This is a genomic window from Saccharopolyspora soli (genome assembly GCF_022678645.1).
Lineage (GTDB): Bacteria > Actinomycetota > Actinomycetes > Mycobacteriales > Pseudonocardiaceae > Saccharopolyspora > Saccharopolyspora soli.
This window is the reverse complement of sequence record NZ_JALBWV010000051.1, coordinates 22,227-47,057: the sequence shown is the minus strand read 5'-3', so window position 1 is coordinate 47,057 and position 24,831 is coordinate 22,227. Positions and strand designations below refer to the sequence as shown.

The 24,831-nt window shown below is 67.5% G+C and carries 25 protein-coding genes and 1 tRNA gene; 12 read left to right on the top strand and 14 right to left on the bottom strand.

All coding sequences use genetic code 11. The features are described from left to right. Positions 1–12: 12 nt before the first annotated feature. The gene (locus MOQ72_RS31410) at positions 13–1,065 is read right to left on the bottom strand and encodes a hypothetical protein (RefSeq protein WP_242189376.1); all 1,053 of its coding nucleotides are present in this window, start codon (positions 1,063–1,065) and stop codon (positions 13–15) included. Between the two features lie 370 nt (positions 1,066–1,435). Between MOQ72_RS31410 and MOQ72_RS31405 the strand changes: the two genes are divergently transcribed. Next, positions 1,436–1,509 (top strand) — tRNA-Thr (locus tag MOQ72_RS31405). Between the two features lie 115 nt (positions 1,510–1,624). Here the strand turns inward: MOQ72_RS31405 and MOQ72_RS45340 are convergent. From MOQ72_RS45340 to MOQ72_RS31390, 3 genes are all read right to left on the bottom strand, one after another. Then, positions 1,625–2,371 (bottom strand): tyrosine-type recombinase/integrase, encoded by a 747-nt coding sequence (locus MOQ72_RS45340; RefSeq protein ID WP_242189375.1) that lies wholly within the window; start codon positions 2,369–2,371, stop codon positions 1,625–1,627. Between the two features lie 214 nt (positions 2,372–2,585). Beyond that, positions 2,586–3,119 carry a hypothetical protein gene (locus MOQ72_RS31395; protein WP_242189374.1) on the bottom strand — a complete coding sequence of 178 codons (534 nt, stop codon included), beginning with the start codon at positions 3,117–3,119 and terminating at the stop codon, positions 2,586–2,588. A gap of 244 nt (positions 3,120–3,363) precedes the next feature. Continuing rightward, the gene (locus tag MOQ72_RS31390; protein ID WP_242189373.1) at positions 3,364–3,675 is read right to left on the bottom strand and encodes a hypothetical protein; all 312 of its coding nucleotides are present in this window, start codon (positions 3,673–3,675) and stop codon (positions 3,364–3,366) included. A 437-nt stretch (positions 3,676–4,112) separates the two neighbouring features. Between MOQ72_RS31390 and MOQ72_RS44745 the strand changes: the two genes are divergently transcribed. Further along, positions 4,113–4,235: a hypothetical protein gene (locus MOQ72_RS44745; RefSeq protein ID WP_277954950.1), complete on the top strand. Its 123-nt coding sequence runs from the start codon at positions 4,113–4,115 to the stop codon at positions 4,233–4,235. Between the two features lie 64 nt (positions 4,236–4,299). On the opposite strand, the gene MOQ72_RS31385 is transcribed toward MOQ72_RS44745, so the two are convergent. Both MOQ72_RS31385 and MOQ72_RS31380 read right to left on the bottom strand, forming a co-directional pair. Continuing rightward, positions 4,300–4,800 (bottom strand): pyridoxamine 5'-phosphate oxidase family protein, encoded by a 501-nt coding sequence (locus tag MOQ72_RS31385; protein WP_242189372.1) that lies wholly within the window; start codon positions 4,798–4,800, stop codon positions 4,300–4,302. A gap of 17 nt (positions 4,801–4,817) precedes the next feature. Further along, positions 4,818–6,224, bottom strand: a complete 1,407-nt coding sequence (locus MOQ72_RS31380) for an MFS transporter (RefSeq protein WP_242189371.1) — start codon at positions 6,222–6,224, stop codon at positions 4,818–4,820. Between the two features lie 120 nt (positions 6,225–6,344). On the opposite strand from MOQ72_RS31380, the gene MOQ72_RS31375 reads away from it, so the two are divergent. Further along, positions 6,345–7,253, top strand: a complete 909-nt coding sequence (locus MOQ72_RS31375; protein ID WP_242189370.1) for a LysR family transcriptional regulator — start codon at positions 6,345–6,347, stop codon at positions 7,251–7,253. A 46-nt stretch (positions 7,254–7,299) separates the two neighbouring features. On the opposite strand, the gene MOQ72_RS31370 is transcribed toward MOQ72_RS31375, so the two are convergent. From MOQ72_RS31370 to MOQ72_RS31360, 3 genes are all read right to left on the bottom strand, one after another. Continuing rightward, positions 7,300–7,479: an AbgT family transporter gene (locus MOQ72_RS31370; protein ID WP_242189369.1), complete on the bottom strand. Its 180-nt coding sequence runs from the start codon at positions 7,477–7,479 to the stop codon at positions 7,300–7,302. Positions 7,480–7,551: 72 nt separating this feature from the next. Continuing rightward, complete coding sequence (locus MOQ72_RS31365; RefSeq protein WP_242189368.1) at positions 7,552–8,526, bottom strand: asparaginase; 975 nt, start codon at positions 8,524–8,526, stop codon at positions 7,552–7,554. Between the two features lie 22 nt (positions 8,527–8,548). Next, entirely contained in the window at positions 8,549–9,568 is a 1,020-nt protein-coding gene (locus MOQ72_RS31360) for an Lrp/AsnC family transcriptional regulator (RefSeq protein WP_242189367.1), read from the bottom strand. Between the two features lie 159 nt (positions 9,569–9,727). On the opposite strand from MOQ72_RS31360, the gene MOQ72_RS31355 reads away from it, so the two are divergent. The 5 genes from MOQ72_RS31355 (at position 9,728) to MOQ72_RS31335 (ending at position 12,808) form a co-directional block, all read left to right on the top strand. Further along, positions 9,728–10,333 (top strand): ArsR/SmtB family transcription factor, encoded by a 606-nt coding sequence (locus tag MOQ72_RS31355; protein WP_242189366.1) that lies wholly within the window; start codon positions 9,728–9,730, stop codon positions 10,331–10,333. Next, complete coding sequence (locus tag MOQ72_RS31350) at positions 10,323–11,024, top strand: SRPBCC family protein (protein WP_242189365.1); 702 nt, start codon at positions 10,323–10,325, stop codon at positions 11,022–11,024. Before MOQ72_RS31355 ends, MOQ72_RS31350 begins: the two co-directional genes overlap by 11 nt. After that, on the top strand, positions 11,021–11,428 hold the full coding sequence (locus MOQ72_RS31345; protein ID WP_242189364.1) for a VOC family protein: 408 nt from the start codon (positions 11,021–11,023) through the stop codon (positions 11,426–11,428). The genes MOQ72_RS31350 and MOQ72_RS31345 overlap by 4 nt, the downstream gene beginning before the upstream one ends. Positions 11,429–11,487: 59 nt before the next feature. Further along, on the top strand, positions 11,488–11,880 hold the full coding sequence (locus MOQ72_RS31340; protein WP_242189363.1) for a hypothetical protein: 393 nt from the start codon (positions 11,488–11,490) through the stop codon (positions 11,878–11,880). A 148-nt stretch (positions 11,881–12,028) separates the two neighbouring features. Beyond that, a complete protein-coding gene (locus MOQ72_RS31335) occupies positions 12,029–12,808 on the top strand; it encodes a phosphodiesterase (RefSeq protein ID WP_242189362.1) in 780 nt (259 codons plus the stop codon). Positions 12,809–12,895: 87 nt separating this feature from the next. On the opposite strand, the gene MOQ72_RS31330 is transcribed toward MOQ72_RS31335, so the two are convergent. From MOQ72_RS31330 to MOQ72_RS31320, 3 genes are all read right to left on the bottom strand, one after another. Continuing rightward, positions 12,896–14,173, bottom strand: coding sequence for a DUF2637 domain-containing protein (locus MOQ72_RS31330; RefSeq protein WP_242189361.1), 1,278 nt, complete (start codon positions 14,171–14,173; stop codon positions 12,896–12,898). Between the two features lie 440 nt (positions 14,174–14,613). Further along, entirely contained in the window at positions 14,614–15,792 is a 1,179-nt protein-coding gene (locus MOQ72_RS31325; protein WP_242189360.1) for an NAD(P)/FAD-dependent oxidoreductase, read from the bottom strand. A gap of 112 nt (positions 15,793–15,904) precedes the next feature. After that, positions 15,905–16,762 (bottom strand): helix-turn-helix transcriptional regulator, encoded by an 858-nt coding sequence (locus MOQ72_RS31320; RefSeq protein ID WP_242189359.1) that lies wholly within the window; start codon positions 16,760–16,762, stop codon positions 15,905–15,907. 101 nt (positions 16,763–16,863) lie between these two features. Between MOQ72_RS31320 and MOQ72_RS31315 the strand changes: the two genes are divergently transcribed. Then, positions 16,864–17,397 (top strand): YceI family protein, encoded by a 534-nt coding sequence (locus tag MOQ72_RS31315; RefSeq protein WP_242189358.1) that lies wholly within the window; start codon positions 16,864–16,866, stop codon positions 17,395–17,397. Between the two features lie 26 nt (positions 17,398–17,423). Here the strand turns inward: MOQ72_RS31315 and MOQ72_RS31310 are convergent, their stop codons facing one another. Further along, entirely contained in the window at positions 17,424–18,578 is a 1,155-nt protein-coding gene (locus MOQ72_RS31310; protein WP_242189357.1) for a trans-sulfuration enzyme family protein, read from the bottom strand. 585 nt (positions 18,579–19,163) lie between these two features. Here MOQ72_RS31310 and MOQ72_RS45335 point away from each other — a divergent pair. From MOQ72_RS45335 to MOQ72_RS31295, 3 genes are all read left to right on the top strand, one after another. Further along, positions 19,164–19,751, top strand: a complete 588-nt coding sequence (locus tag MOQ72_RS45335; RefSeq protein WP_308198001.1) for a M23 family metallopeptidase — start codon at positions 19,164–19,166, stop codon at positions 19,749–19,751. A 298-nt stretch (positions 19,752–20,049) separates the two neighbouring features. Beyond that, entirely contained in the window at positions 20,050–20,862 is an 813-nt protein-coding gene (locus MOQ72_RS31300) for a DUF4231 domain-containing protein (protein WP_242189356.1), read from the top strand. Between the two features lie 164 nt (positions 20,863–21,026). Beyond that, positions 21,027–21,830 carry a hypothetical protein gene (locus MOQ72_RS31295; protein WP_242189355.1) on the top strand — a complete coding sequence of 268 codons (804 nt, stop codon included), beginning with the start codon at positions 21,027–21,029 and terminating at the stop codon, positions 21,828–21,830. A gap of 274 nt (positions 21,831–22,104) precedes the next feature. Here the strand turns inward: MOQ72_RS31295 and MOQ72_RS31290 are convergent, their stop codons facing one another. Next, positions 22,105–24,720, bottom strand: coding sequence for a PEP/pyruvate-binding domain-containing protein (locus MOQ72_RS31290; protein ID WP_242189354.1), 2,616 nt, complete (start codon positions 24,718–24,720; stop codon positions 22,105–22,107). Positions 24,721–24,831: the final 111 nt, after the last annotated feature.

The following is a 24,831-nucleotide window of genomic DNA, read 5'->3' as shown; positions in this document are numbered from 1 at the left end:
ACCGCTCCAGAATCACGGGCTCGCCTTGCTGGTCGACGCCAGCGGTTCGATCCGCGCCTGGTAAACGGCCGGGCCGGTCGCCGCCGGAGCCGCGACTCCCGAGTCCCGGCAGTCCACACCGCCGCCCGGCGCCCCGACGCGGACGATCTGCTCGCCGAAGGTGATCCGCACCAGCGAGGTCGGAACCCCCACCGGGTGGCCACGAAGCACCTGGAGGTCGAAAAGCCTCGCCCCCGCGCGAATTTCGGTCCCGACGACGTTCTGCTGAAGCTCCCCGGCGCTCATCCGCAACACGCCACCGTCTAGAGCCCCAGGCAGCGGCAGGTCCAGGTCCGGGTGCGCGGCGTCGAGCACCCCGAGCTCCTTCCCGCCCTGCGACACCCGGAACACCGGAACCTGGTAGTCCACAGTGGACGTAGCAGGGTCCCCGGTGGCGGTGGCGACGAGCCGAGGCGCACCGATCACGTCAACCCGAACCTCCTGCGCGCTACCAGCGAACAACCGCACGCTGGACACCTGCATCGTCGAGCTCGCCTGAACGGCCTTGCCGACCTGCCCGGCGGCGGAAACCAGCTGCACGTTGGAATGCGCATCGACGACATCCGGCACGTCCAACAACGCACCAGCAGCAGGCGTCCCACCCGGCAGCGCGTTCACCACGGACGCACTGCCCATCGAATAACGCGCGTCGGCGATCGGCGACACGCACGGCCCTGCCTGCTCGTCCCAGCGGGCCTGCACGCTGCCGTCCAGCCCGCTGAGTTCGACCAGCTGGTCGGCCGGAGACGCGGGCGGGTGCAAGCTCCCGCTGGTCGGTTCGGCGTGATCAGGTAGCGCGGTTTGCGCGAGCCCCATCGGCATCTGCGGCGCCTTGCCGAACACCGCCACGCCGACCGGGGAGGCTTCGGCGACCGCGCGTTCGGGCGCGAAGAACGCGGTGGAGTTCGCCTGCGCGATGGCCCGCCCCATCCCGGCCTCGGCCACCGACTGCTTCGGCAACCGCTCCGTGAACTCGGGGTCGTCGATGATCGAGTCGCCCGGCACGGTGCCGGGCAGCAAGCGCACGATCCCGACCATGGTGCCCGCATCGGCCACGATCGGGCCAGGAGTGGAGGCGGGCCCGGAAGGAGGCGGCTGACCGGGCCGTTCAGGCGTGGGAACAGGAGTCGTCGGAGGGGAGCTCTGAGCAACAGCCGCGGGCAGGGAAAACCCGACGACGGTCACCGAAACAACGGTGCACGCGCTGAAGCGGCGAACGGCTCGCACCCAACCACCTCCTGGTCACGAAAGCAGAAGTGGCAAAGATCACGCCAGGCCCAACGAGCAGGAACCAGGGAGGTAACGACCAAGTGGCCCGCCAACGGAGCCGGAAGAGAAGACGACCAGGGGCCGCGAACGAAGGAAAGAAAGGTGCCAGCTACACTCAACGAGCACTGCCGCCTTAGCTCAGTCGGCCAGAGCGACGCACTCGTAATGCGTAGGTCGAGGGTTCGATTCCCTCAGGCGGCTCCGCTCTCACCAGGCGCTTTCCACGATGTGGAAAGCGCCTGGTGTCGTTCCGGCTCAGTTTCTGTCTCATTCATGGCTCCACAGGTGGCTCCACGCGGAGTCGTCGAGCGCCCGATCAGGCAGGTACGAGAGCCCCGGCCGGGCCGTCGTCGTCCTCGTCGCTCGGACGCTCCCAGCCCTTCCACAGCAGGCCGCCGACCTGGTCCGCGATGCCGCGCTTGATCTCGTCGGGCACGTGGACGTAGCGCTTGAGCATGAACGTTTCCGACCAGCCCATCATGTCCATGATCGCGCGGTGCGGGACGTTGAGCACCAGCAGCATGGTCGCTGCGGTGTGCCGAGCATCGTGTAGCCGGGAGGGGCGCACTTTGGTCTCACGCAGCTTCCCGGCGCTGGACTTCGGCGGCACGATCACCAGGCCGCCACCGTGCCGCTGCGGGCAATCCGCACCGCGTTTCCGTCCGCAGGACTTGCCCTCATCGCACCCGTGCTGCCAGGTCTGCCGCTGCAAGGCGCGCTGAATCGTCATGACGGCTGTTGGGTACGCCGCCGGGCAGTCCGCCACATCGTCGTTGCCGCATTCCTTGCAGCCGTGATGCCAGGTGATCCGCAGGTCCGACCATTTCAGGCCAAGAGCCTCGCCCTGTCGCAGCCCCAGTGAAAGGGCAAGGGCGAACCGTGCACCATTGCGTCGCTTTCGCGCCGCGTCGAGGACCCGCTGTGCTTCGGCAACGGCGAACGGCTCCATCTCCGGCTCCACGAGCTTCGGCGCTTTCGCCACCAGGACCGGGTTCTTCGTGATGTGCTCGCGCTTGACTGCTTCGTTGAGCGCTACTCGTAGTGTTCGGTGAACGTGGTGCACAGTGGACGATGCCAAACCGCGAGCGAGCAGTTTGCTGTACAGCTTCTCGACGTGCTCGGGTTGCAGCCGGTCAATTCGGTGTGCGCCAAGCCCACGCTAACCTTCCTTGCCAACCTAGTGCGGGGGATGACAGCGACGCAGACCATCGCCCGGAAACCTGCTCGGTGCGGGAGGTTGCCCTCATGGGTGTCGGGGTGCACTTTCGGGTGGCAGGTTATCGGTTGTTTGTGGCTTTGAAGTACTGGTTCGAGGGTTTGAGGAAGACCAGGATGAGAAACAGCAGCATCGCGATCGCCGCCATCGACGAATCGAGGATGGTAAGGATCGCGCTCGCATGGGTGGTGAGGGGCCCCTGCGTGAGCATTACGGTGATGCCGAAAAGGCTGTAGAGCAGCCAGACCACGGCGAGGATCGCGAGTGTGGTCCGAGACCAGTTCCGGCCAGCCCGCATCTGTAACGCGAAGATCACCCACAGCACTGCAAGCGCGAGGGTGCCCAACGTGTTGGCCACCATGAACATGACCGGGCCCAGCCAGTCATCGGTATATCTGATGAGTTCCAGAGCGTTTAGCACGAAGCTGATAACGGTCAGCACTGCCGAGAGGATCGGCACCACGATGCCGATCAAGGTCGCGGACACCACCGTACGGGGCGGGTTCGGTCGGTCAAACTGCTGCTGTGGCGGCAACTGCTGATAAGCCGCCGACTGGAACTGCTGCTGCTGCCAAGGATTTTGAGGCGCTGTCATGCGAAGAGAGTAAGACACCGACAAAGATCGACAAGGTCCAGTACGTGCCGGCGTGCCGGAGACCCCGCGATCTGGCCAAACGGATACCGCGCGACCCACCGATGCGGTAGTTCGCCCAGGCACGTAGGGACGTTGCCGCCGTGCTCGTGGGCTTTCCCGGAGTACCACAGGTCAATCTGCTTCCCTTGGACACTCATGGTTTTCTCACTGCAGCGGTCAGCGGAGAAGATCTTCCCGTCGAGGATCACGTAGGCCAGTCCGTCGGCCTTGGCCTGCTTGAGGGCGTCGTGGAGATCTGGTGCCTGGTCGGCGAGCACCTCGAGACCTCGTCGAGGTAGCGGTATCCCGTGGCGCGGGAGATCCCGTCGTCGCGGGCCAACGCGGTGACGTCGACGTCCTGGCGGAACCAGCGCAACCCCAGCACCGCTTGGCGGAAGCAGGTCAAGGCCCTGCTGTTCTTGCGGATACCACGTCGGCGGCGTTCGGTGTGGAACAGTCGGCTGACGTAGTGGGCGAGTTCGCGTGGCACGTCGAGCATGGCACGATAGGCGATCACGTGGAGTCCTACGGTGAAGATGATCTTTGGTCAGGCGAGGGTCAGGCGTTGTACCCGACCCTTGCCGGTGCTTCTGTTACCGCGTCCGGAACGCCCCAACGAGGGCTGCAAGCACGCCAAGAGCTGTGAGGAAAGCGCTGCCAGCGAACAGCACGGCTTCCTGCCAGGGTGCACCTGCGGCGCTCTTGATGACGCCAGAGGTCAGGGCGATAACTAAAGACGTCAAGAAGAAGACCAGGTGGAGCGGGTTCATGGTTCGTCCTGAACTGGTTCATGTGCGCGTCGGGCGTGAAACCGGCAGGAATTCCTAGATGCTGCACTGGTTCTGCGTTGACTCGGTATATCCGGCGTTGGCCGGTGAAGGCGCGTCGGCTGTGTAGCCATCGGCGGTTGTTCAGGATGTAGCCGTGTCCTGCGTCGAGGCTGAATGTGATGGCGTGGCGGTCGATCGAGGCCCGGAGCGCGGGCAGCCATCGCGTGGTGTCTGGGCCGAACTGGGCGAGTTCATCGAAGCGGAACCGGACCGCGATGAGCCCGTCAGCATTCGGTTCGTGGCGTGACCGCGCTCGGCACAACCGAGTGCGGTCACCCTGATTGAACTGCGAAGGATCCGAACAGCCTCGTTCAGTCGGTCGTGGCGGATGCTGTGTCGAGCCGCCAGATCGTGCTGTGCAGATCAGATCCCCGGACGAGTTGGACTCGCCAAGGGGAGATGCGGATCACGCCATATTCGGGGTCGCCGGGCCCGCCGCGCCAGTAGCGGATTGGGTCGTAACCTACGCCCGGCGGGCCGCCTTTGAGGTACACGTCCCAGGCATGGAGCTTGGACTCTTCGTCGTCGGCCCAGGTTGAGGTGCTGTCGACGAAGACGGCGTTTTGGCGCGGGCTCCAGTACGAGTACGTGGTGTGCGGATTGTTGGAAAGGTGAGCCGTTTTGATGGGGGTCTTGTAGGCGGCGAGCCAGCCGACCGGTCGTCCGTTGACGGTCTCCCAGACAGGGAGCAGCACCCTGGCTCGCGGGCGGTGCTGCCGGTCGACGGTGATCATCGTGGCGTACTTGATGTCGCGGATGTAGCTGAAGAAGGTGTCCTGAAGGGCCGAGAAGGTGCTGACTCTGGTGGCCATGACGGGCTCCTTTGCGGTCAGTGCGCGGCGGGGATCTTGGTGTCGTCGGATGTGATCGCCGGGCTCTTGCAGGGTCGCAGCCCGAATGCGCTGACGAGAGTGGCGATCAGGGCCGCCGTGAGCGGAACGACGAGGGCGGCGTGGTAGCCGTCGAGCATCGCGGCCGGAGTTCCAGAGTCGGTGGCAGCGATGTTGACAGCTGTCACGGTGGAAAGGCCGAGTGCGGCACCGAACTGGAACGACGTGTAGAGGAGACCTCCGGCCAAGCCTTGGTCGGCGTCGTCGATCCCGTCGGTGGCGACGATGGTGAGCGGGCCGTACACCAGCGCAAAAGCGAGGCCGAGCATGATCAGGCTGGGGAACATCATCGGGTACGTCCAGTCCGCGCCGACGGGCAGGAACAGCGCGTATGACAGTGCGGCGAGCAGCAGTCCGCCGAAGATCACCCCTGCGTTGCCGAATCGGTCGACCAGCTTGGGGGTGAGGGTGGGCGAGAGAAGGGCATCGATGCCGATGACGATCATCGCGAAGCTGGTCTGCAACGTCGACCAGCCGCGTAGTTCCTGCAGGTACAGCACCACGAGGAACTGGAAACCGAAGAACCCGGCGGCGAAGAGCACCCCGGTTACGTTGGCGCGCACCACCGACCCGGTGCGGAAGATGCCCAGCCGAACGAGTGGCATCGGGGATCGCCGTTCGATGGCGATAAAGGCGGCAAGGAAGGCCAACCCCGCGGCGAGCGTGCCCAGTGTCCAGCCGATGTTGGTGTGCGTGGCGCGCTCGACACCGAGGACGAGCAGCACGATAGCGGCGGTGATGGTGGCGCCACCGGCCAGGTCGATGCGCTGACCGGTCCGTTCGGGTCGCGGCGACTTGGGCACTAGTGCGAGCGCGGCGACCAGGATGAGGAAGGACAGCACAACCGGGGCGAAGAAGACCCATCGCCAGTCGACGGAGGTGAGCAAGCCGCCGACGACCAGGCCGATCGAGAAGCCACCCGCTGCCGTCCCGGAGTAGATGAGCAGCGCCTTGTTGCGCTGCGGACCCTCTTCGAAGGTCGTGGTGATGATGGACAGCCCGGCAGGGGTCATGAAGGCGGCGGCGACGCCGGTAACGAACCGGGCGACGATCAGCATCCAGCCTTCGGTCGCGAGCCCACCCAGGCCGGAGAAGAGCAGGAAGACGGTGAGCCAGAAGACGAACATCTGACGCTGTCCGAGGAGGTCGGCGGCCCTGCCGCCCACCAGCATGAAACCGCCGTAGCCGAGGACGTAGGCGCTCATGACCCATTGCAGTTCGCCGGTGGGCATGCCCAGATCGGCCCGGATGGCGGGAAGGGCCACGTTGAGCATGGCCACGTCGATACCTTCCAGGAAGATCGCCCCGCACAGGGCGAACAGCACTCCCCAGTCACGCGCACGCATCTGAATTCCTTGCTGTTGTTGGGAAACTTGGTGCCACCACGATCGATCGAGGCGTGCGGGGGAACAACGGCGAAGATCTCGACGTTCGTTCAACCAGGCTTACCGGTCGGGAGGATGCGGATGGAACGCGACGAGTTGGAGTGCTTTCTGATCCTCGCCGAGGAATTGCACTTCGGCCGCACAGCAGAACGGATGCGGTTGTCGAGGGCCAGGGTGAGTCAGCTCATCCAGCGTCTGGAACGCCGCGTCGGAGCCCAACTCTTCGTCCGCACGAGCCGCCGCGTCACCCTCACCAGTCTCGGTCGGCAGCTCCGCGGCGACCTCGAACCGCACCACCGCGCGATCGAAGCCGCCCTTGCGCGGGCCGCTGCGAGCGCACGAGGCATTGACGGGGTGCTGCACGTCGGGTTCGCCAACCCGCTGGCCGGGGAGATCGTGCTGAAGACGGCCGAGGCGTTGCGCGCTGCCCACCCTGGGCTGGCCGTGGAGATCTGCGAAGTACCGCTGTCGAACCCGTACGGGCAACTCCGAAAGGGGGAGTTCGACGTTCAATTGACGGAATTGCCAGTGCGCGAGGAAGACCTCGGCGAGGGGCCGACCCTGCTGACGGAAACACGCACCCTGGCGATTGCCTCCAGCCATCCGTTGTCGAAACGCGATGCGGTGTCGGTCGAGGACCTGGCCAGCGTACGGTTGCTGACCATCGATGGGGAGTTGTCGAACTACCGGTTGGAACGCCACGTCCCGACGCACACGCCCAGGGGCAGACCGATCGGCCGCGGACCCGCGATCACCAACATGCAGGAAGCGCTCATGCTCGTCGCTGGCGGCAAGGGAGCCTTGCTAGCGGCGGCGCACGCTGCCACGTACTACGCGCGGCCAGGAGTGGCTTACGTGCCGCTCGCGGACTCCGACCCGGTGGGCTACGGCCTGGTGTGGCGGGTCGGCGACAACACCAGCGCGATCAAGGCATTCGCCCGGACCGCCACTGACATGGTGCAGAAGATGACTCTGGGTGTCCGCGATTGAGCGTTGATGTTCAGCCCGTACGCGCTTCCGATGCGTGCCCATTGCGTCAGCACGAGACCGTGCCGATGACCATGAGGAACAGCATCAGGAACACCGCGATGTTGTCCATCAGCGGGGAGTCCACAATAGACCCTCCATCGCCGCGCAACGGCGAACCGGCTGGCACCATCGCCAGCACCAGCGCTACGGCACGACTCGGCTTGTCCTCGGTCGAGGTCTTGGTCATGCCGCACCCCCTTGGCGGACGCCGGGGTTGCTGCCGTTGACGTCATGGCGGGGCATGAGCTGTCCTTTGCGATTACTGGGATGCGGGGAGCAATTGCTCGACTGCTCGGATCACGCCGACGGGTTTGCCGTGTCCGAGGACCGGTACTTCGGCCAGTTCGTCGAGCTCGGCGTTGGTGATGCCGAGCGCGCGGAGCAGTGCCACGGCGAGCACGGGATTGGGCCGGTGCGAACCGTCGGCGATCTTGATCGCGATGGCGGGGCCGTCCGGAACCGCGAGGGCGAGGACGCCTTCGGCGCCGCCCTTCCCGATGCTGCCCGGTAGCGCCCGAAGCAGCCTGGTGTTCGGGTGCGTTGTGCTCGCAACCCACTCCGGATGCTCGCTGATCGCCGTCGAAACCCGCTGCGTCGCAGTGGTTTTCGCCGTTCTGATCTTGGCGAACGCGGTGGCGAGGCCGTGCAGGCTCAGGCCGAACAGCGGGGCGCCGCAACCGTCGATGGAGGTGGTGGCGATCGGTTCGCTGGCCAGTTCGGTGACGGTGGCCGCGATCTGCCGCTGCAAAGGGTGGTCCGGCATCCGGTAGGTGACCGTCGGCCAGTCGTTGGCGACGCAGGTGGCGAGCATCGCGGCGTGCTTGCCGGAGCAGTCGCCCGCGAGTGAACTCGGCACCGCGCCGTAGGCGGCTCGGGCGTCGTCGTCCAGGGGCAACCCAGGAGTGTTCTGCAGATCCGCTTCGGCGAGGCCAGCCCGGCCGAGCACGCGGCGAACCCCTTCGAGGTGGAACTGCTCACCGCCGTGCGAAGCGCACGCGAGGGCGAGCAGCTCCCCGTCCAGTTCGAGCCCGGCGCCGAGCATGCCCACGCTCTGCAGGGGTTTCATCGACGAACGCGGGAACATCGGCGTACGGCTGGCCCCGACCTCGAACAACACAGCGCCGTCGGGGTCGACGGCGATCGCCGAACCGAAATGCACCGATTCCACCAGCTCGCCCCGCACCACTTCGGCGAGCGGGACCGGATTTGCGTTGGTTCGCAGGCTGGCACTCATGCATGACCTCTCTGACGATCGCCTATTCGGGGCGCGAGTACCGGCTGACGGTGGCGCCGATCTCGCCGTGCGCACGTGGCAGCCAATGCCGCTTGTAGATGTTGAGCAGGACGGAGACCTCGAACGATGTGATGCCGCCGAGCGCGGCGAGATCACCGGTGAGGAACTCGCCCAGTGCCTCCTCGTCGGCGAAGACGCCGCCGTGGATGACCGACGAGGTGCCAGCGGTGACCGAGACGTACCGCGCGGAGGGGTGTTGTGCGAGTTCCTCGGCGACCGTGTTGGTCTGGCCGGGGCGCACCTGCAACGCGATCATCGCTTCGTACCGGTAGCCGAGCAGTCGGGGCTCCACTTCGACGCTCGGTCGGATCACACCGCGGTGCAACAGCGATTGCGTCAGCCGGTAGGCCGTGGACGGGGCGATGCCGAGTCGTCTGGCGATCTGGGCAGCGCTGATCCGGCCGTCCTCGTGCAGCAGGCGTACCGCCGCCAGCTCGTCGCGGCCGAGTTCGTCACCGAGTTCGTCATCGACTTCGTCGGGAAGTGTCGCGGTGTGCAGCGCGGCGGACTGTTCGGCACTGAGCCGCCGCAACCGCCACGAGCTCGACTTGGTGAACGCGCGCAGCACGAGCTCCGAGTGCACCGAGCGGATCCCGTCCAGGTCTTGGAGCTGTTCGGTGAGCAGGTTCTCCACATGCACCCGGCGGGCGGGTTGCACGGCGCAGTACACGTCCGCGCGGCCAGCCGCGGTGGCGGCCATCTGGACGTCCGGCATCCCGGCGAGGTGCTCGGCGACCTGCTTGGCGCAGCCCCGTTCGGTGCGCACCCAGACGTGCCACGGGTTTCCTTCGCCGGACAGCGACCAGTCCAGCTGTCCGATCACCCGGATCAGCCGCTCGTCGTGGAGCCTGCTCAGCCGCCGCCGGACCGTGTTCACCGAAACCCCGAGCACCTCGGCGAGCAGGTTCAACGGCGCCCGCGGTGCGATCTGCAGGGTGGCGACGAGATCAAGCTCGTCGTCGCTCAAAGATCGATCACTCATCGACACGAAGCGTATCAGAGCGCGGTTTTAGGAGAATGAAACATGCTAGATATACGGTGATGTTGACCGTTTTTTCCATTCGGCTGGACGTGGTAGGCGAGCTCTCCGACAGTTATGGCTGTCTTGACAACAAATCTTGTCAAGGGCATGCTCGGGTGCATGTTGGATGTTGCGGTTATCGACGAGCCGTCCGCGGCTGCGGTGACGCTGGAACCGGTGCGGGCGCGGCTGCTGCACGAACTCGCCGAACCCGCCTCGGCGTCGTCACTCGCGGCCAAGCTCGGTCTGAGCAGGCAGAAGGTCAACTACTACCTGCGTGGCCTGGAGAAGCACGGCCTCATCGGGCTGGTCGAGGAGCGGCGCAAGGGCAACATGACCGAGCGCGTGATGCGCGCGACCGCTGGGGCCTACGTGATCTCGCCGTCGGCCTGCGGTCCGGTGGCGCCGGACCCGTCCCGCTCGCCGGACCGGCTCTCCGCCCAATGGCTGCTGGCCGTGGCCGCCCGCCTGGTGCAGGACGTCGGCGCGTTGATCGGCGCCGGAGCCAAGGCGGGCAAACGGGTGGCCACCTTCGCCATCGACGGGGAGATCCGCTTCGCAAGCGCGGCCGAACGGGCCGCGTTCGCCCAGGAACTCTCCGACGCGGTCGCCGGGTTGGTGGCGAAGTACCACGATGAGAGCGCGGCCAGGGGCCGCGGGCACCGGCTCGTGGTGGGGTTGCACCCGTCGATGAGCCCAGCGCAGGAGGGCCGAGATGGCGCGTGAGTTCAAGCTGCCCAAGGAGATCGAGCTGCCCGCGTCGCCGGAGGAGGTCTGGCAGGCCATCGCCACCGGTCCCGGCCTGGCCGCATGGCTCATGCCGATGGAGATCGACCCGGACAGCTCCGAGGTCGCCGAGTGGGACCCGCCGCGCAAGCTGACCATCCGCACCCCGGCGGCCGAGGACGGCTCCACGAACGCCTTCGAGTACCTGATCGAGGGCAGGGACGGTGGGACGAGCGTGCTCCGGTTCGTCCACAGTGGCGTCCTCGGCGACGACTGGAGCGACGAGTACGAGGGCATGACCAGCAGCGGTTGGGACATGTACCTGTTCACGCTCGCCCAGTACCTGCGGCACTTCCACGGTCGTCCGGCGTCCTATGCGGAGGCGCAGGCGCCCGCGGTCGGCGGATGGGACCGGCTGCACCGGCTGCTCGCACCGGTCCGGCTCGGCGGACAGGTGACGATCGACCTGCCTGGCGGAGGGCGGATCCGCGGCGAGGTGGACTACCTGACCGAGCAGTTCATCGGGCTGCGCACCTCCGATGAGCTCATCCGATTCCACGAACGTTCCGCGATCGGCATGCCGATCGCGGTCAGTGACCACCACTACGGCGCACTCGCCGACCCGCAGCAGCGCGCCGAGCGTTGGCAGCACTGGCTTGCCGCCGCCATCGACCAGGGAGATCAGGCATGACCGAGGGCACACCGCAGAAGCTGACCACGTTTCTGATGTTCGAGGGCAGGGCCGAGGAAGCGATGACGCTCTACACCTCGCTGTTCGCCGACTCGAAGGTTTTGAACATCACCCGCTACGGCCCGAACGAGGCAGGCGCGGAGGGCAGCGTGCAGCACGCCACGTTTTCCCTGGCTGGTCAGCAGTTCATGTGCATCGACAGCTACGTCTCACACGCGTTCACCTTCACGCCCGCAACCTCGATCTACGTGCAGTGCGCCGACGACGCCGAGCTCAAGCGACTCCACGCCGAGCTGTCCAAAGACGGGGACGAGCTCATGCCGCTGGACAACTACGGATTCAGCACCAGGTTCGCCTGGGTAAACGACCGCTTCGGCGTCTCCTGGCAGCTCAACCTGCCCTGACCCCAACCGTTCGTCATCGGGGTTGACTTCGAGTTTGATCGAAGTTTGACACTGGCGCCATGTTGTCATCAGATGAAGGTCCGATCCTGTTTCGCAACACCATGCAGATCGCAACCGGCCACTTGGAGGATTTCCGGCTCGATGTGCGGAAAGCGGTCGAGTTCGTCGCAGAGCACGGCCCGCAGTTGATGGTGGACGTGTTCATCGACGAGGAGCGCATGCTGGCCTACAGCTACCAGCTCTACCGCGACTCGGAGTCGATCCTGATGCACTGGCAGATGTCAGACCCCTACATCCGCGAGGTGATGGCGCACTGCACGGTGCGGCAGTTCGACGTATACGGCGAGCCCGATGAAGCAGTGCTGGAGGGGGTCCGATCGATGGGCGACGACGGGGTCCCGGTGACGATCAACCCGCGCTTCGTGGGTTTCGCCCGCTTCCTGCACGCCTGACGTCAGGACGGCGCTGGGAGGTGCCCGGCGGAGCCGCAGTTGCTTGGACGGTTCCCCATTCACCGGGACGCGGCGTTGGCAAGTTCCGATGTTTCGCCTTCGGCGTGATTGATTGCCGTTGGGGATTGATGTCGTGGACTGTTCGAGGATGACTCTGGCGATTGCACATCTCAGCGATCCGCACATCACCACCGGCATGCTGGCCAGCGCTCCGGCCGCTGGGCTCAACCGCGCTCTCGGCCGTGTTCTCGCGCTCGATCCGCAGCCGGACTGCGTTGTGATCACCGGTGACCTGGTCGATCGAGGCAGCCCGGATGAGTACCAGGCGCTGCGCGAGGTGATCGGCCGTTTTCCGCTGCCGCTGCACTTCGCGACGGGCAACCATGACGACCCCGAGGCGTTGTTGGGCGAGTTCAGCGGCACGGGCTTCCTCGGCGGCGCAACGGAAACCCACTACGCCGTGGAATACCCCGCGTTCACCTTGATCGTCCTGGACTCCAAGGTGCCCGATTCGGGCGGTGGTCGGTTGGGCGCGGCCCAGCTGGCTTGGCTCGACGAGGTTCTCGCGCGCAGGTCGGATCTTCCGGCGATCGTCTGCGTGCACCATCCGCCGATCTCGATCGGCATCCCGTTCCTGGACGGGATGCGGCTGGCGGACGGCGAGGAGTTGGGCGAGGTGCTCGCTGGCCATCGCCACGTCGCTCGTGTCCTGACCGGGCACGTGCACCGTCCCATCACCGCGGCCTTCGCGGGCAGCGTCCTGGCCGTGGCGCCCAGCACACATCTCCAAAGCGGCCTGACCCTGCGCGATGGGCTCCCGTACTTCGTTCCGGAGCCGACGTCGCTCCTGCTGCATCTCCTCAGCGGCGGCTCGTGGGTCACGCACACCGTCCCCATCAGCCACACCGCCGCACCATCCGCTCGCTGACCGGTTGGCCGTCGAGATCTGCGAAGCACCGCTGTCGCTCGCGATTTCTCGCGAAATCGCGAGCCCTGGTCCTACGAGCTCGGGTTTTCAGTCCACGCTGATGAGTTCGCGGTTCGGGGTTTTGGTGAGTTCGTCGTGTTCCATCTCGTCTCGGACCGCCGCGATCTGGCGGCGACCCCAGCGTTCCGAGAAGCCGTAGCGCTGGCCGAGTTGGGCGCCCGTGATGGGTTCGCCGATCTCCAGGGACAGGCGGTAGTCGCGGCGGGCGAAGGTGCGCTTGTTCTCGTCCGTCAGGGGTTCTTCCGGTACCGGCGGCAGGGTTTGGGTTTGCTCCGACGGGTCGACCTCGTGGTTGCGGTCCAGCTTCGCGGTGGTGCCGTTGCTCGCGTTCGCTGGCTCGGGTGCGGCCGGGGCTTCGGCAGCGCCGGGGGTCTGGTCGGAAGGTTCGTCCCGCTCGACGTTGGTTTCGGCCGGAGCTTGCGGTCGACCGTTGGTCCCGGACTCGGCCGGTGTTTCGAGCTCGGAACGGCCTTCCGGCTCGGCTTCGGCCACGACGCGCGTCTGGGCTTCGGTCGCTTCCGGCGTTTTCGATGCGGGCTGCTGGGACTGGAAGCGCACAGATTCGGCACGGTCCGGTAGTTCTGCCGGACCTGGCGATTCGGGCGAGCGCCGTGGTTCGGCGGCGACCGGCGCTCGCGGCGGGGCTTGGCTCGGCTGTTGGACGATGGGGATCCGCTGGTACCCGGACCGCGGTGGTTCCGGCGGCTTCGACGGCAGGGCTGGTTTGGTCGATCCGACCTGTTCGTGGAAGGTCGGTCCGAGGCCAGCGATCTCGGACACCGGGATGTCGGTGACCTGGCGGCGGAACGCGCCAGCGGTGCCGCCGCGGTCCACGAGCCACCGCAGCAGCAGGAGTCCAGGACGCAGCCGGAGGCGGCGCTTGCCGTGCCGTTCTTCGTAGTCGGCGCGCAGCTCGGCCAGCACGACGTCGAACACGGCGACCGCGGCGACCGGGAGACCGGCGGCCACGACCCTGGCCTCCGGGGTCAGCTGGTGGATCCAGTTGATCCACGACGAGATCGCGGTGAAGGTCCACATCAGCAGACGTCCGCGCAGCGCGCTGCGGCCGTAGATCGAGGCGCGGTAGGTGATCAGCGTGGCGCCGAAGGCCGCGCCGTCGAACGTCGCCGGGATCAGCCATGCCGTCCAGTAGCTGAAGCCGACCATCTGGTCCTGGCCGTAGGCGTGCAGGCCGACGAAACTGGCACCCCAGCCCATCACCGCAGCAAGGGCGACGAAGCCCAGTGCGGCACGGGACAACCAGAGACCGTGGCCGGGTTTCGTGTTCTTCGGTTGATCGCTCAACGTCGGTCCTCAGTCAGCCGGGTCTTCGCGGGACTTGACGATCTTAGACGTGTGTCACTCGAAGGGGTGACGCGTATCGGGAGTTTGCTCGGATCCGGTGCGGACGCGGGCCCACGGGTGGTCTCGGCGGTGCGACGGCGTCCGGTTGGTCACCGGCGGGAAGGCCGCTGCGTTGTCGTTCCGCTCCTGGTATTCCCGCATTTCAGTCACCGTCTGATGTGGATGGACGTGGTCGTGCCGATCAGCCGGGGAGCCTCGACTCGTGCTTGGCCAGCGAAGGTGCTGCGGGCCGTGCGACTCGGCTCGCACCTGGAACGGCGCACAAGTACTTCGAATCGGTCGAATTCGCCATTCGCGCGGCGGTGCGGGCGGAACCGGACGAATCCGCGGGACCGACGGGACCAATGCCGTGATCGTCCGGATCCGCCTCGACAGCCGGGTCACGCGGTGGCGTAGATGTCCCGGTACAGGCGCAGCGCGCGGGTTTCGAGGTCGCTCGGGTCCTGGTCGGCGAAGCGGTCTGGGCGCAGTCGGTCGAGGTCGGGGATGGTCGGCTCCTCGTCGCACATCAACTCGACCAGACCTCGGGCCGCGCCTCCGGCGGCAGTCACCCAGATCGCCACCGCTGACCAGAGTCCGGCGATGTCCGGGAAGGCGCCGAGCAGCGGCAGGTTGTCCGGTGTCATGGCGAACACGCCGTTCAGCCGCTCCGCGATCGGGAAGCGGTGCGCTGCGGGCAGCAGTTCCATCGCTCGTCGCACGGCATCGTCGAACAGCTCACCCGGCCACGGCTGCTCCGCGTGCTGGCCGAGCTGGTCGAGGGGGACCGGCTGCGGGGTGTGGTCGTAGGTGCCGAGGCCGAGGCGGGCACCGTGGTCACGCGCGTAGGCGTGGTGCTCGGGCCAGCGCACGAACGGTGTCGGCGCGCTGGATCGCGGGCGTTGCGGTCCGTGCACGTAGGGGTGGGCGACCGGTGTCAGCGGGAGCTGCTGATCGACCAGCGATGCGGTCACCGGGCCCCAGATGCCGCTCGCCAGCACCACGTCGTCCGCCGGGAACGACTCCGTCGCGGTCCGCACCGAGGACACCTGGTTGCCGCGGATTTCGATGCCGACCACCGCAGCATCGTCGACGAACCGAGCGTTGCTGCGCTTCCGCAGCGCCGCGGTGATGATCCCGGCGCGCGCGGTGCCGTCGTCGGCGAAGTGCAGGCCGCGGACGCAGTGCGCCGGGTCGATCAGTTCCGGCGCCAGCGCAACCGTCTCGGCCGCGTCGAGCAACCGGTGCGGAAGTCCGGCAGCTGCCGCGAGCTCCGCGCGTTCTTCCAGTTTGGCCACGGCTTCCGGGGTGAACGCGACCTCCACGCCACCGACGCGGTCGAAAGCCCGCTCGCCGTTGAATTCGAGGTCGTCGTACAGCGCAGCGCTCGCGCGTGCCAGCTCGGTCAACACCGGCGCTTCGTTGAACAGGCCCACCAAGCCGGGTGCGCGCCCGGTCGATCCGCGCAGTTGGCCGGTCGGCGCATGGTCGAGCACAGTCACCGCGACGTCCTCGGGCAGCTGCGCCGCGATCGACGACCCGACGATTCCGGCACCGATTACCACGATCTTCCTTGTCATACCAACCAACTTAGAGCCGTCCGGCATCTTGCCCCGCGTGCCGGTGCGGGTCGCGGAACGGCCAATTTCGCGCGAAATCGGACATGGACGCGCCCCTCGCGAGTGGCGCGGATCAGCCGGGGACGGCGCGCAGTGCGCCGGGGTGGCGTCCGTTGAGGCGGTCGAGCGCGGCGGCGGTCGCTTCGTCGTCGGGCAGGTAGATGATCATCTGCTGGTTGTCGGCATCCGGGAGTTCGAGGACCTCGAAGCCCAGCCGCAACTCGCCGACCTCCGGGTGCACCCACCGCTGCACGCCGGTGCGCTCGGGCACCGCGGGCGGCGATTCGGACCGGGCGGTGAACTCGTATCCAGCGGCATCGGCCAGCTCCTCGGCGATCCGGCTGGAGTGCGCGTCCTCGGGGTGGAATCCGAGTTTGAAGAAGTTGACCTGCGAGTCCGCGGCGCGACCCCACTCGGGGTGCGCCGTGCGGGCTCGGCCGTCGGTGAACAGGAAGCGCAGCAGGTTGGGCGGCGCACCGTCCAACACGCCAACCGGGCCCGCCAGCCGCTGGTATCCGTCGGTGCACGCGAGCACATCGCTGATTCGGTTCACGACCAGCGCCGGACCAGGTTCGAGCCGATCGAGGATCGCCTGCACCCCCGGACGGACTGCCTGGACCGGCGGGTCTGGCACCCGCGGGCACAACGCGGCCGGTTTGTCGTAGCCGAGGATGAGGAACAGCTGGGAGCGGTCTTCAGCGGAGAGCTGCAACGCGTCGAGGAGCGCGCCCAGCACTTCGGCGGAGGGGTGCCGGTCGCGACCCTGTTCCAGCCGGGTGAGGTATTCGACGCTGATCCCGGCGAGCGTGGCGAGTTCCGCCCGGCGCAGCCCTGGAGTGCGGCGACGCGGGCCGGTGGGCAGGCCCACCTCGGCAGGGGCGATGGCTTCCCGGCGGGCGCGCAGGAAGACGCCGAGCTCGTTGTCGCGCACGACTGGAATCTACCTGCTGGAATCGCGCGGATCGTGGCCCTGCGAGGGCCAGTATCCGCACGGTCTTCCTCGCGTTCGGCGCGACCAGCAGGTTGGTGGCCATGACGATTGCACTTCCGCTCGCATCCGGGCGCTGGGCGCTGGACCCGTTCCACTCCTCGGTCGGCTTCGCGATCCGCCATCTCGGCGTGTCGAAGGTGCGCGGCCGCTTCGCCGAGATCGACGCCGAACTACTCGTCGGCCAGACGCTCGACGGCAGCGTGATCAACGCCACCGTCGCCACCGCGTCCATCGACACCGGCAACACCGACCGCGACGCGCACGTCCTCTCCGCCGAACTGCTCGACGTCGAGCGCCGCCCGACGATGACCTTCCGCTCCACCGGGTTGCGAGGCGACGGCGCGGACTGGTCGCTCGACGGCGAGCTGACCATCGGCGAGGTGACCAACCCGATCACCTTCGAGGTCGAGTTCGGCGGCATCCAGGACTTCCCCGACGGCTCCCGGCACGCCGGGTTCGAGGCGACCGGCGAGATCCGCCGCGGCGACTACGGCATCCACTTCGGCGCCTCGAACGCGCTGCTCGGCGACGTCGTCAAGGTCCAACTCGACGTGCAGTTCGTCGAGCCCAAGTGACGTGCTGACCCGGTGGCGCGACCGGGTCAGAGCTTGGCCAGGGCCTGGGCGAAATCGGCGATGAGGTCGTCGCGATGCTCGATGCCGACGCTGATGCGGACCAGGTCGTCGGTGATGCCCAGGGCTTCCCGGTCCGCTCGGCTCATCCCGGCGTGCGAAGTGGCCGCCGGGCGGGTGATCAGCGACTCCACCCCGCCCAGACTCGGTGCGTCATAGGGGAGTTGCACCGCGTCGATGAGCGCCTGGGCCGCTTCGACACCGCCGCTGGGCCGGATGCTGAGCATGCCGCCGAAGCCGTTGAACAGCTCGGCCGCGCGCCCGTGATCCGGGTGCGCGGCCAGGCCGGGGTAGTTGACTTCGCGGATTTCCGGTTGCGCAGCGAGGAATTCGGCCAGCGCCAAGGCGTTCTCGTTCTGCGTCCGGACCCGCAGCGCCAGCGTTTTCAGGCCGCGGGCGAGGAGGAACCCGGTGTGCGGGTCGAGGCTGCCACCGAAGTGGTTCGAAGTGGTCCGGGCGCGCTCCACGTAGTCGACCCGGCCGATGATCGCGCCCGCCACGATGTCCGAGTGGCCGTTGAGGTATTTCGTCGCGCTGTGCAGGGAGAGGTCGAAACCCGCGGCCGTCGGCCGGAAGTTCACCGGCGTGGCGAAGGTGTTGTCGATCAGGCTGACCAAGCCCGAATCCCTGGCGAATTCGGCGATTTCGCGCAGCCGCCCGACCCGGACCAGGGGATTGGTGATGCTCTCCACCAGGATCGCGCGGGTGCTCGGGGTGCGGGCGGCTGCCCAGGTTTCCGGGCGCTGCGGATCGATGAACGTGTAGCTCCAACCGAAATCCGCGGCGTGGTGGGTTAGGAAGTCGTGCGTGCCGCCGTAGAGGCAGTCGCCGACCAGCAGGTGATCACCGGTGCGCAGCACGCTGTGCAACGCCGTCGAGATCGCCGCCAAGCCGGAAGCGGTCGCGAGCGCGGCTTCGGCGCCTTCCAGCGCGGCGAGCTTGTCGTGCAGGTACGTCTGCGACGGCGTCGAGTTCAGCCGGATGTACCTGATGTCGTGGTAGTCGGTGTCGGCCGGGACCGAATACACCGTGCTCTGGTAGATCGGGAACACCACGGACCCCTCGGGGCCGGGCCGCCGCTCGCCCCCGTGCACCGCCACCGTCTCGATCCGCGCCTCGTCCACCTCAACCTCCCACTGGTACCCGCTGCTCCCACCGCAGCGCCCGGGTGAAGGGCACCTTTCACCAACTTACTGGGTAAAAGGTGCCCTTCACTCGTCACTCGATTGGGGTGGGTGCCGGTGCGGTGGTCACCCGGTGCACCTCGGATGCGGGATGCGCGAAGGGTGCCTTCGGGTGAAGCGGCCGGGCCGAACGCACCCGTCACTTTTGGCTCGATCGGGTGACTCTCGGTCGGGTGGAGTGGGGGTCGGGGAGGTGAATCGGGCGGATCGGCGGCGTTCGGCACCCGGTGTAACAGGTGGAAAGGACTTCGGGTTCGACCCCGTCGCGATTCACCGAGAATCGTGACCACTGTGGACACAGAGTGTCGGCGAGGATTTCTTGTGGTTGACCTTCCCACTCATCCGGCCGGGGCAACGGCGAATTCCGCTGTCGTCCTGATCGGTCATTTCCGAATGCATTCGCGGCGCGGTTCAGCTGCAATCTTGCCGAACCGCCTTGCCGTCGGATTGGAAATGTTCGGCGGCTGCGGAATTCGGCCCGGCCACCGCGCGGAAAGCCGCGGGTGGCGGGAGGAGTTGAACGCAATGTCAATTCGAGAAAAGACCGTGATTCGCGGCTTGGTCAGCCTGCTCGGCGCGAGTGCGCTGTGCTCCGCCGGTGTTGTGGCCGCCACGCTGGCTGTGCAGGGTGCCCAGCAGGTTCCTCCGACGGCTGCTCCGGATCGAATCGCTCAGTTCGCCGCGCAGGCATCTCGCGACCTCGGTCCGCCCGTTGATCCTGCACGGATGTGGGTCGCTCCCACGGCTGGTGAGATCAGCAGCGGCTTCGGTGAGCGCTGGGGCACTGTGCACAAGGGTGTTGACATCGCCAACGACATCGGCACTCCGATCCGGGCGAGTTCGTCCGGCACCGTCATCGATTCCGGACCCGCCAGCGGTTATGGCCTGTGGATCAGAATTTCGCACCAGCGCGACATCGTTTCGATTTACGGGCACATCGACGAGAGCTTCGTCGAGGTCGGGCAACAGGTGCGGGCCGGGCAACTGATCGCGACGATGGGCGACCGCGGCGAATCAACCGGGCCGCACCTGCACTTCCAGGTCGAAGTATCCGGAGTTCCAGTGGATCCGGTGCTGTTCTACCGGGAGGTGGCCGCTCGGTTGACGCATTGATCCAGCGCACCTTCCTCGCGCGTTCTCATCGGAGTTCCGCGGGACCCGGTTGACGGCCGCTTCGACGGCGCTGTCACAGTGGCAAGCCCTGCAAACCGCCCGCGATGCCGGGCATGGCACCACTGGCTGTTATCACTGCCGGATATCGATCAGCGCGCAATGTTCGAGGCCAGCAGCGATCACTCGGCGCATCTGATGGTGGACCGATCGGCCTATTCGACGATCACCCTGATAGCCGATTGTCGTGGTGCTCCGGGAGCTACTTCGATCGCACTAACGCGCTGGAAGGATCGATGTGATGGAGCGAGTGGATACGGCCGGAATCGTCGGCGGTGGAGTGCTCGCCGAGGATCGTCAGCCGCCGGACTGGGAACGCCGGATCGCTGAGCGTTCCGAGCAGCACTACCGCGCGCGGATGGTGCAGCGGCTGCTCCTGCTGTGGGCGTTGCCGGGCAACCTGGTGCTGATCGGTGTTGCGGCGGCCGTGCTGGGGTTATGGGGTGCCGTGCTACCGGCCGGGATCGTGTTCGCGCTGGCGGTGGCCTCGATCGCGGTGTCGGCGAAGTTCCTCTACCGGCAGCACTTTAGGGTTCGCGCGGTGGAGTCAGAACTGCGCACGCTTGAGCACGCGCACCGCGAGCACCTGTTGGACGAACTGGAGTCCGGCGATCTGCTGGGCGCGCACAAGCGCTACCGGGCCCAGCTGCCGGAGCTCATCGAGCGCTACCGGAGCGAGGCCCGCCGGGACCGCTGGAAGGGCAATGCGCTGCAGACGGTCGTCATCGGCGGCTCGATAGTCGCCGCGACGGCCACCGCGACCGCGATGTCCGTTGTGGACGTTCGCTGGATGGCGGCGGTGTTGAGCGTGCTCGTCGCGCTGTCCGCGGCGTTCGCCGGACATGCCAACTACCGGGACCGGTCCACCGCGTGGCAGCAGACCGCCGACGCCTTGGAGCGCGAGTACGAGTCGGTGGAGTTGCGGGTCGGCCGGTATCGGCGGTGTGACGGTGAGCGCGAGGCGTACGCGGAATTCGCCGACGCGGTCGAGGCGCTGCGGGCCGAACAGGCGCGCCGGTTGCCCTCGGCAGCCACAGATGGGCTCGGGCAGTAATCACGTCAGAACCCATATCCCACAAAAGTGGGGTGAAAGGTATCGATGGTGATCACTGAACGTCCACATTTCCCACTTATGTGATCGCTGAATAGTGGAGGGTGATTCTTCCGTAATCTCCGGCGGGCGCACAGGAAACGGCCTGTGCAGAAAGGAGCATTGCGATGAAGCGCACCCTTACCGCAGCGGCCGCTGTGCTGGCCAGCAGCGCTGGCGCTGTCGGCTTCGCCGCGACCGCGAACGCCGCCGAGACCCCGCAGCTGCCCGCCGAGCTGCCCACGGACAACAACCTCGCCCAGACGGCCTACCACTTCGCGGGCACGCTGCACTCCGCGAAGCAGACCGTGGGCGACGTGGTTCCGCTGGAACAACAGCTAGCCGGGCCCAGCAACCGACAGCTCCCGCTCGGCTCGCTGTCCGGCCTGCTCGGCGGCACCCCGCTGGGCGGTTTGCTGGGCGGCGCAACCGGCGGCCAGGGCCTCGCCCCGAGCAACGCGCTGGGTGGCCTGCTCGGCGGTGCGACCGGTGGCCGGAGCCTGGACCCGAGCAGCACGCTCGGGGCGCTGCCGATCGGCGAGGTGATCCCCGCTGGGCAGACCCTGCCCGCACCGAAGTCCGGTGGCCCGGCGGACGACCTGCTGCCGCCCGGCACGGGTTCGGCACTGGACCACGCCACGGCCGGCACTCCGGAGACCAAGCCCGCCCAGCTGCCGCCCGCGGAGCAGAACCCCGACCTGGTCGGCGAAGCGCTCAGCGGCGTGCTTGCCGGATCCCCGGTCGGCGACACCGAACTGCCGGTGGGCAAGGCTGGCGACCCGCTGAGCGGCATCACCGGACCAGAGGGCCCGCTCGGTGGCCTCAGCGGCGGTCTGCCGATCGGCAAGGCCACCCCGGCCGCGCCGCTGGACAAGGTCAACGACCTGCTCAGCCACGGCCCGCTCGGCGGCACCAACCAGCTCGGCGGCTGACGCACCGAACCTGATCGTCGACGGCGCCCGTCCGCGCCGCAGCAGTTCACCGACCCACCGGAACTCGCCGGAAAACCCCCTCCCGCAGCGGGTTCTCGGTCGAGCACACCGCTGGACCGGCGGTCGCACCACCGATCGCGCCCCCGAAAAGGACTCGATGGCCCCCGCCACCCCAGGCGGGGGCCATCGCCGCGCCAGGATCCGAAAGCGCTCGGCCTCGCGCTTCGACGCGTCCCGTCGGCGCTGCGGTGCTCTCGGGACCGGGCGTGGTGGGTCAGGACAGTTCGACGGTGCCTGCGGAGCCGTGCACGGTGATCTGCTGGCCGTCGCTGATCCGGCTCGTCGCGCTGGGAACGCCGACCACCGCTGGGATTCCGTACTCCCGCGCCACCGTCGCGCCGTGCGAGTACGGCCCGCCCATCTCCATCACCAAGCCCCCAGCGGTCAGGAACAACGGCGTCCAGCCGGGATCCGTGGACGGCGCGACCAAGATCTCGCCCGGTGCCAACTGCGCGCCGACCGGGTCGTGCACCACCCGCGCCGTTCCCGTGACGCTGCCCGCCGATGCGGACGTTCCGACCAACTGGCCGTCGGCCGTTTCGGCGGGCAGCATCGCCTCCGGTTCGGCACCGTCCGAAAGCAGCACCCGCGGCAGGTGTCGACGCCGCAGTTCTCGCTCGTGGGTTTCGCGGCGCTGCGCCACCAACTTCCGGTGGTCAGCGCCGTCGAGCACCTCGGCGAGTTCGTCGTAGTCGAGGAAGAACACGTCTTCGGCCTGCGCCAACCGGCTGGTCGTAGCGAGTTCCCGGCCGATGGCCCGCAGCTGGCGACGAGCTTGCGCGAGCGCCATGACCAGGCAGTACTTCGGCAGTTCGCGGATTCCGATGAGCTGTCGCACCCGGTCCATCGCCAAGTCGGCGATCCGAGCGCGCAGCCGGTTCTTGCGCCGCAGCCGGGACACGATCTCGGCGGCCATCCGCTCCGCCTCGGCCACTCCGCTCCGGTACTGCTCGTCGGCGGCGTGCCCGTCCTCCCCGGTCCGCACGTAGTTCGCGATGAGGCCGAGCACGTGCGCGGGATTCTCCGACCAGCGCGCTACTCCGATGTCGATCTCGGCCACCGCGCGGTGCCCGTGGTGGTCGAGGAACGCGCCGAGTCCACTTTGGATTCCGGTGGGCAGCGTCCGGTCCTGGTAGCGCTGGGCCAGGTCGGCAACGGTCGATTCGCCGAACAGCCGGGCCGTTTCGGGGTCCTGGCGAGCGTCTTGTGCGATGCCCCAGAGTTCCAGGTCCATCTCGGTTGTGACGTTGTGCGGGATGCCGCGCAGCACGATCTGCACTTCCTCGGCGGTCGCCGCGTTGCCAACGAGCTTCGGCAGCAAGCGGCTCAGGGCGAGGATCGGCAGCAGCCGCGGCGGGATCTTCGCGATGCGTGGAGTCGTGATCTCCAGCAGGTATTGCCGGACTGCGGCCAGCCGCTCGGGTGCGGACGACGGTTCGACGCGGGCGAGTTCCGCGCGGATTTCAGGCACCAGCCGGAAGACCTGATCGCGAGCGCGCTTCGGGTCGCGCAGGGTTCGCACGACCTCGATCGGTGCCCTGGTGTGCGCGACGATTCCGGCGAGTCGGCGCAGCAGCGGCCACGGCACCTTCGCATCCAGCGGCAGCCGCGGATCGTCGAGCAGCGACTCGAAGACCTTGCCGGTGCGGGCTTCGGCCATCGCGAACACCCGAGGGGCCACCGCTCGGCCGATCTTGTTGCGGGTCATGCCGGTGATGTCGGCGAACAGCCAACCGTCGGCCTGCCGCCACACCTTGGGCCGCGTCCCGTCGACGGGAATCCCGAGATTGCGCATCAGGCCGGTGAACATCAGCGCCAACGTCGCCCCGCCCAGTGGTGTGATCGGCCGGTAGACGCCCTGTGCCACGTTGATCGACAGGTAGACGTGCAGGCCTTCGTACGGTTCGTCGGGCAGCGGGAACAGCGTGGTGATCGGCCTCGACTGGGTCAGCCAGAGCACGCCGTCGCCGTCGATAGCCCACTCGATGTCCTGCGGGGCACCGTAGTGCTGCGCCACATCCGCGCCCAACGCGGCGAGGGCGTGCGCCTGGTCGTCGCTGATCGAAGCCCGATCGCCTTGCTGCGCAACGGATTCCGTGCCGCCACCGGACCTCGGGCGGATGCTGGTTGGTTTGTCGCCGAGCCGTCGCGCGGTGATGCGGCCGGATTCGACCACGAAGTGGTCCGGGGTGACCGCGCCGGACACCACCGATTCGCCGAGCCCGGTGTTCGCGTCGATCACCGCCTCCGTCCGGCGCCCCGTGACCGGGTTCGCGGTGAACAGCACCCCGGCCGCTGCCGCGTCCACCATGCGTTGCACGACGACTGCCAGCCGCACCGCGCGGTGGTCGATGTCGTTGGCCGCTCGGTAGGCCACTGCCCGGTCGGTCCACAGCGAAGCCCAGCACTGGCGCACCGCGTCCAGCAGCGCTGCTTCGCCGATGACGTTCAGACAGGTGTCCTGCTGACCGGCGAAGCTGGCGTGCGGCAGGTCCTCGGCGGTCGCCGAGGAGCGCACCGCGACCGGCACGTCCCGGCCGAGTTCTGCGTAGGCCGAGCTGATCGCGGCGACCAGCCCGGCGGGGAGCTCGGCGACCGCCAACCGGGAGCGGATTTCGGCGGCCGAGCCGGGTAGGCGGTCGAGCAGTTCGTCCGTCAGCTCCCGGCAGACCTCGTCGTAGGCGAGCGTGCTGATGCAGAAGCCGGGCGGCACCCGGAAACCGGCGGCCAGCAGCTCACCGAGGTTCGCGGCCTTGCCGCCGACCAGCTCGCCGCCGCTCGCGTCGATCTCACCGAGGTCGAGAAGGGTCCGGGTCCTCAGCGCGCTCATACCAACCTCCACGTGCTGTTGCGAGCAAGGTAACGCGGAGTGGCCAAAAAATCAACAATTGTTGAATTTGATGCGACGATGGGGTGGTCTCGGTCGCAGCCGCGTCAGAAA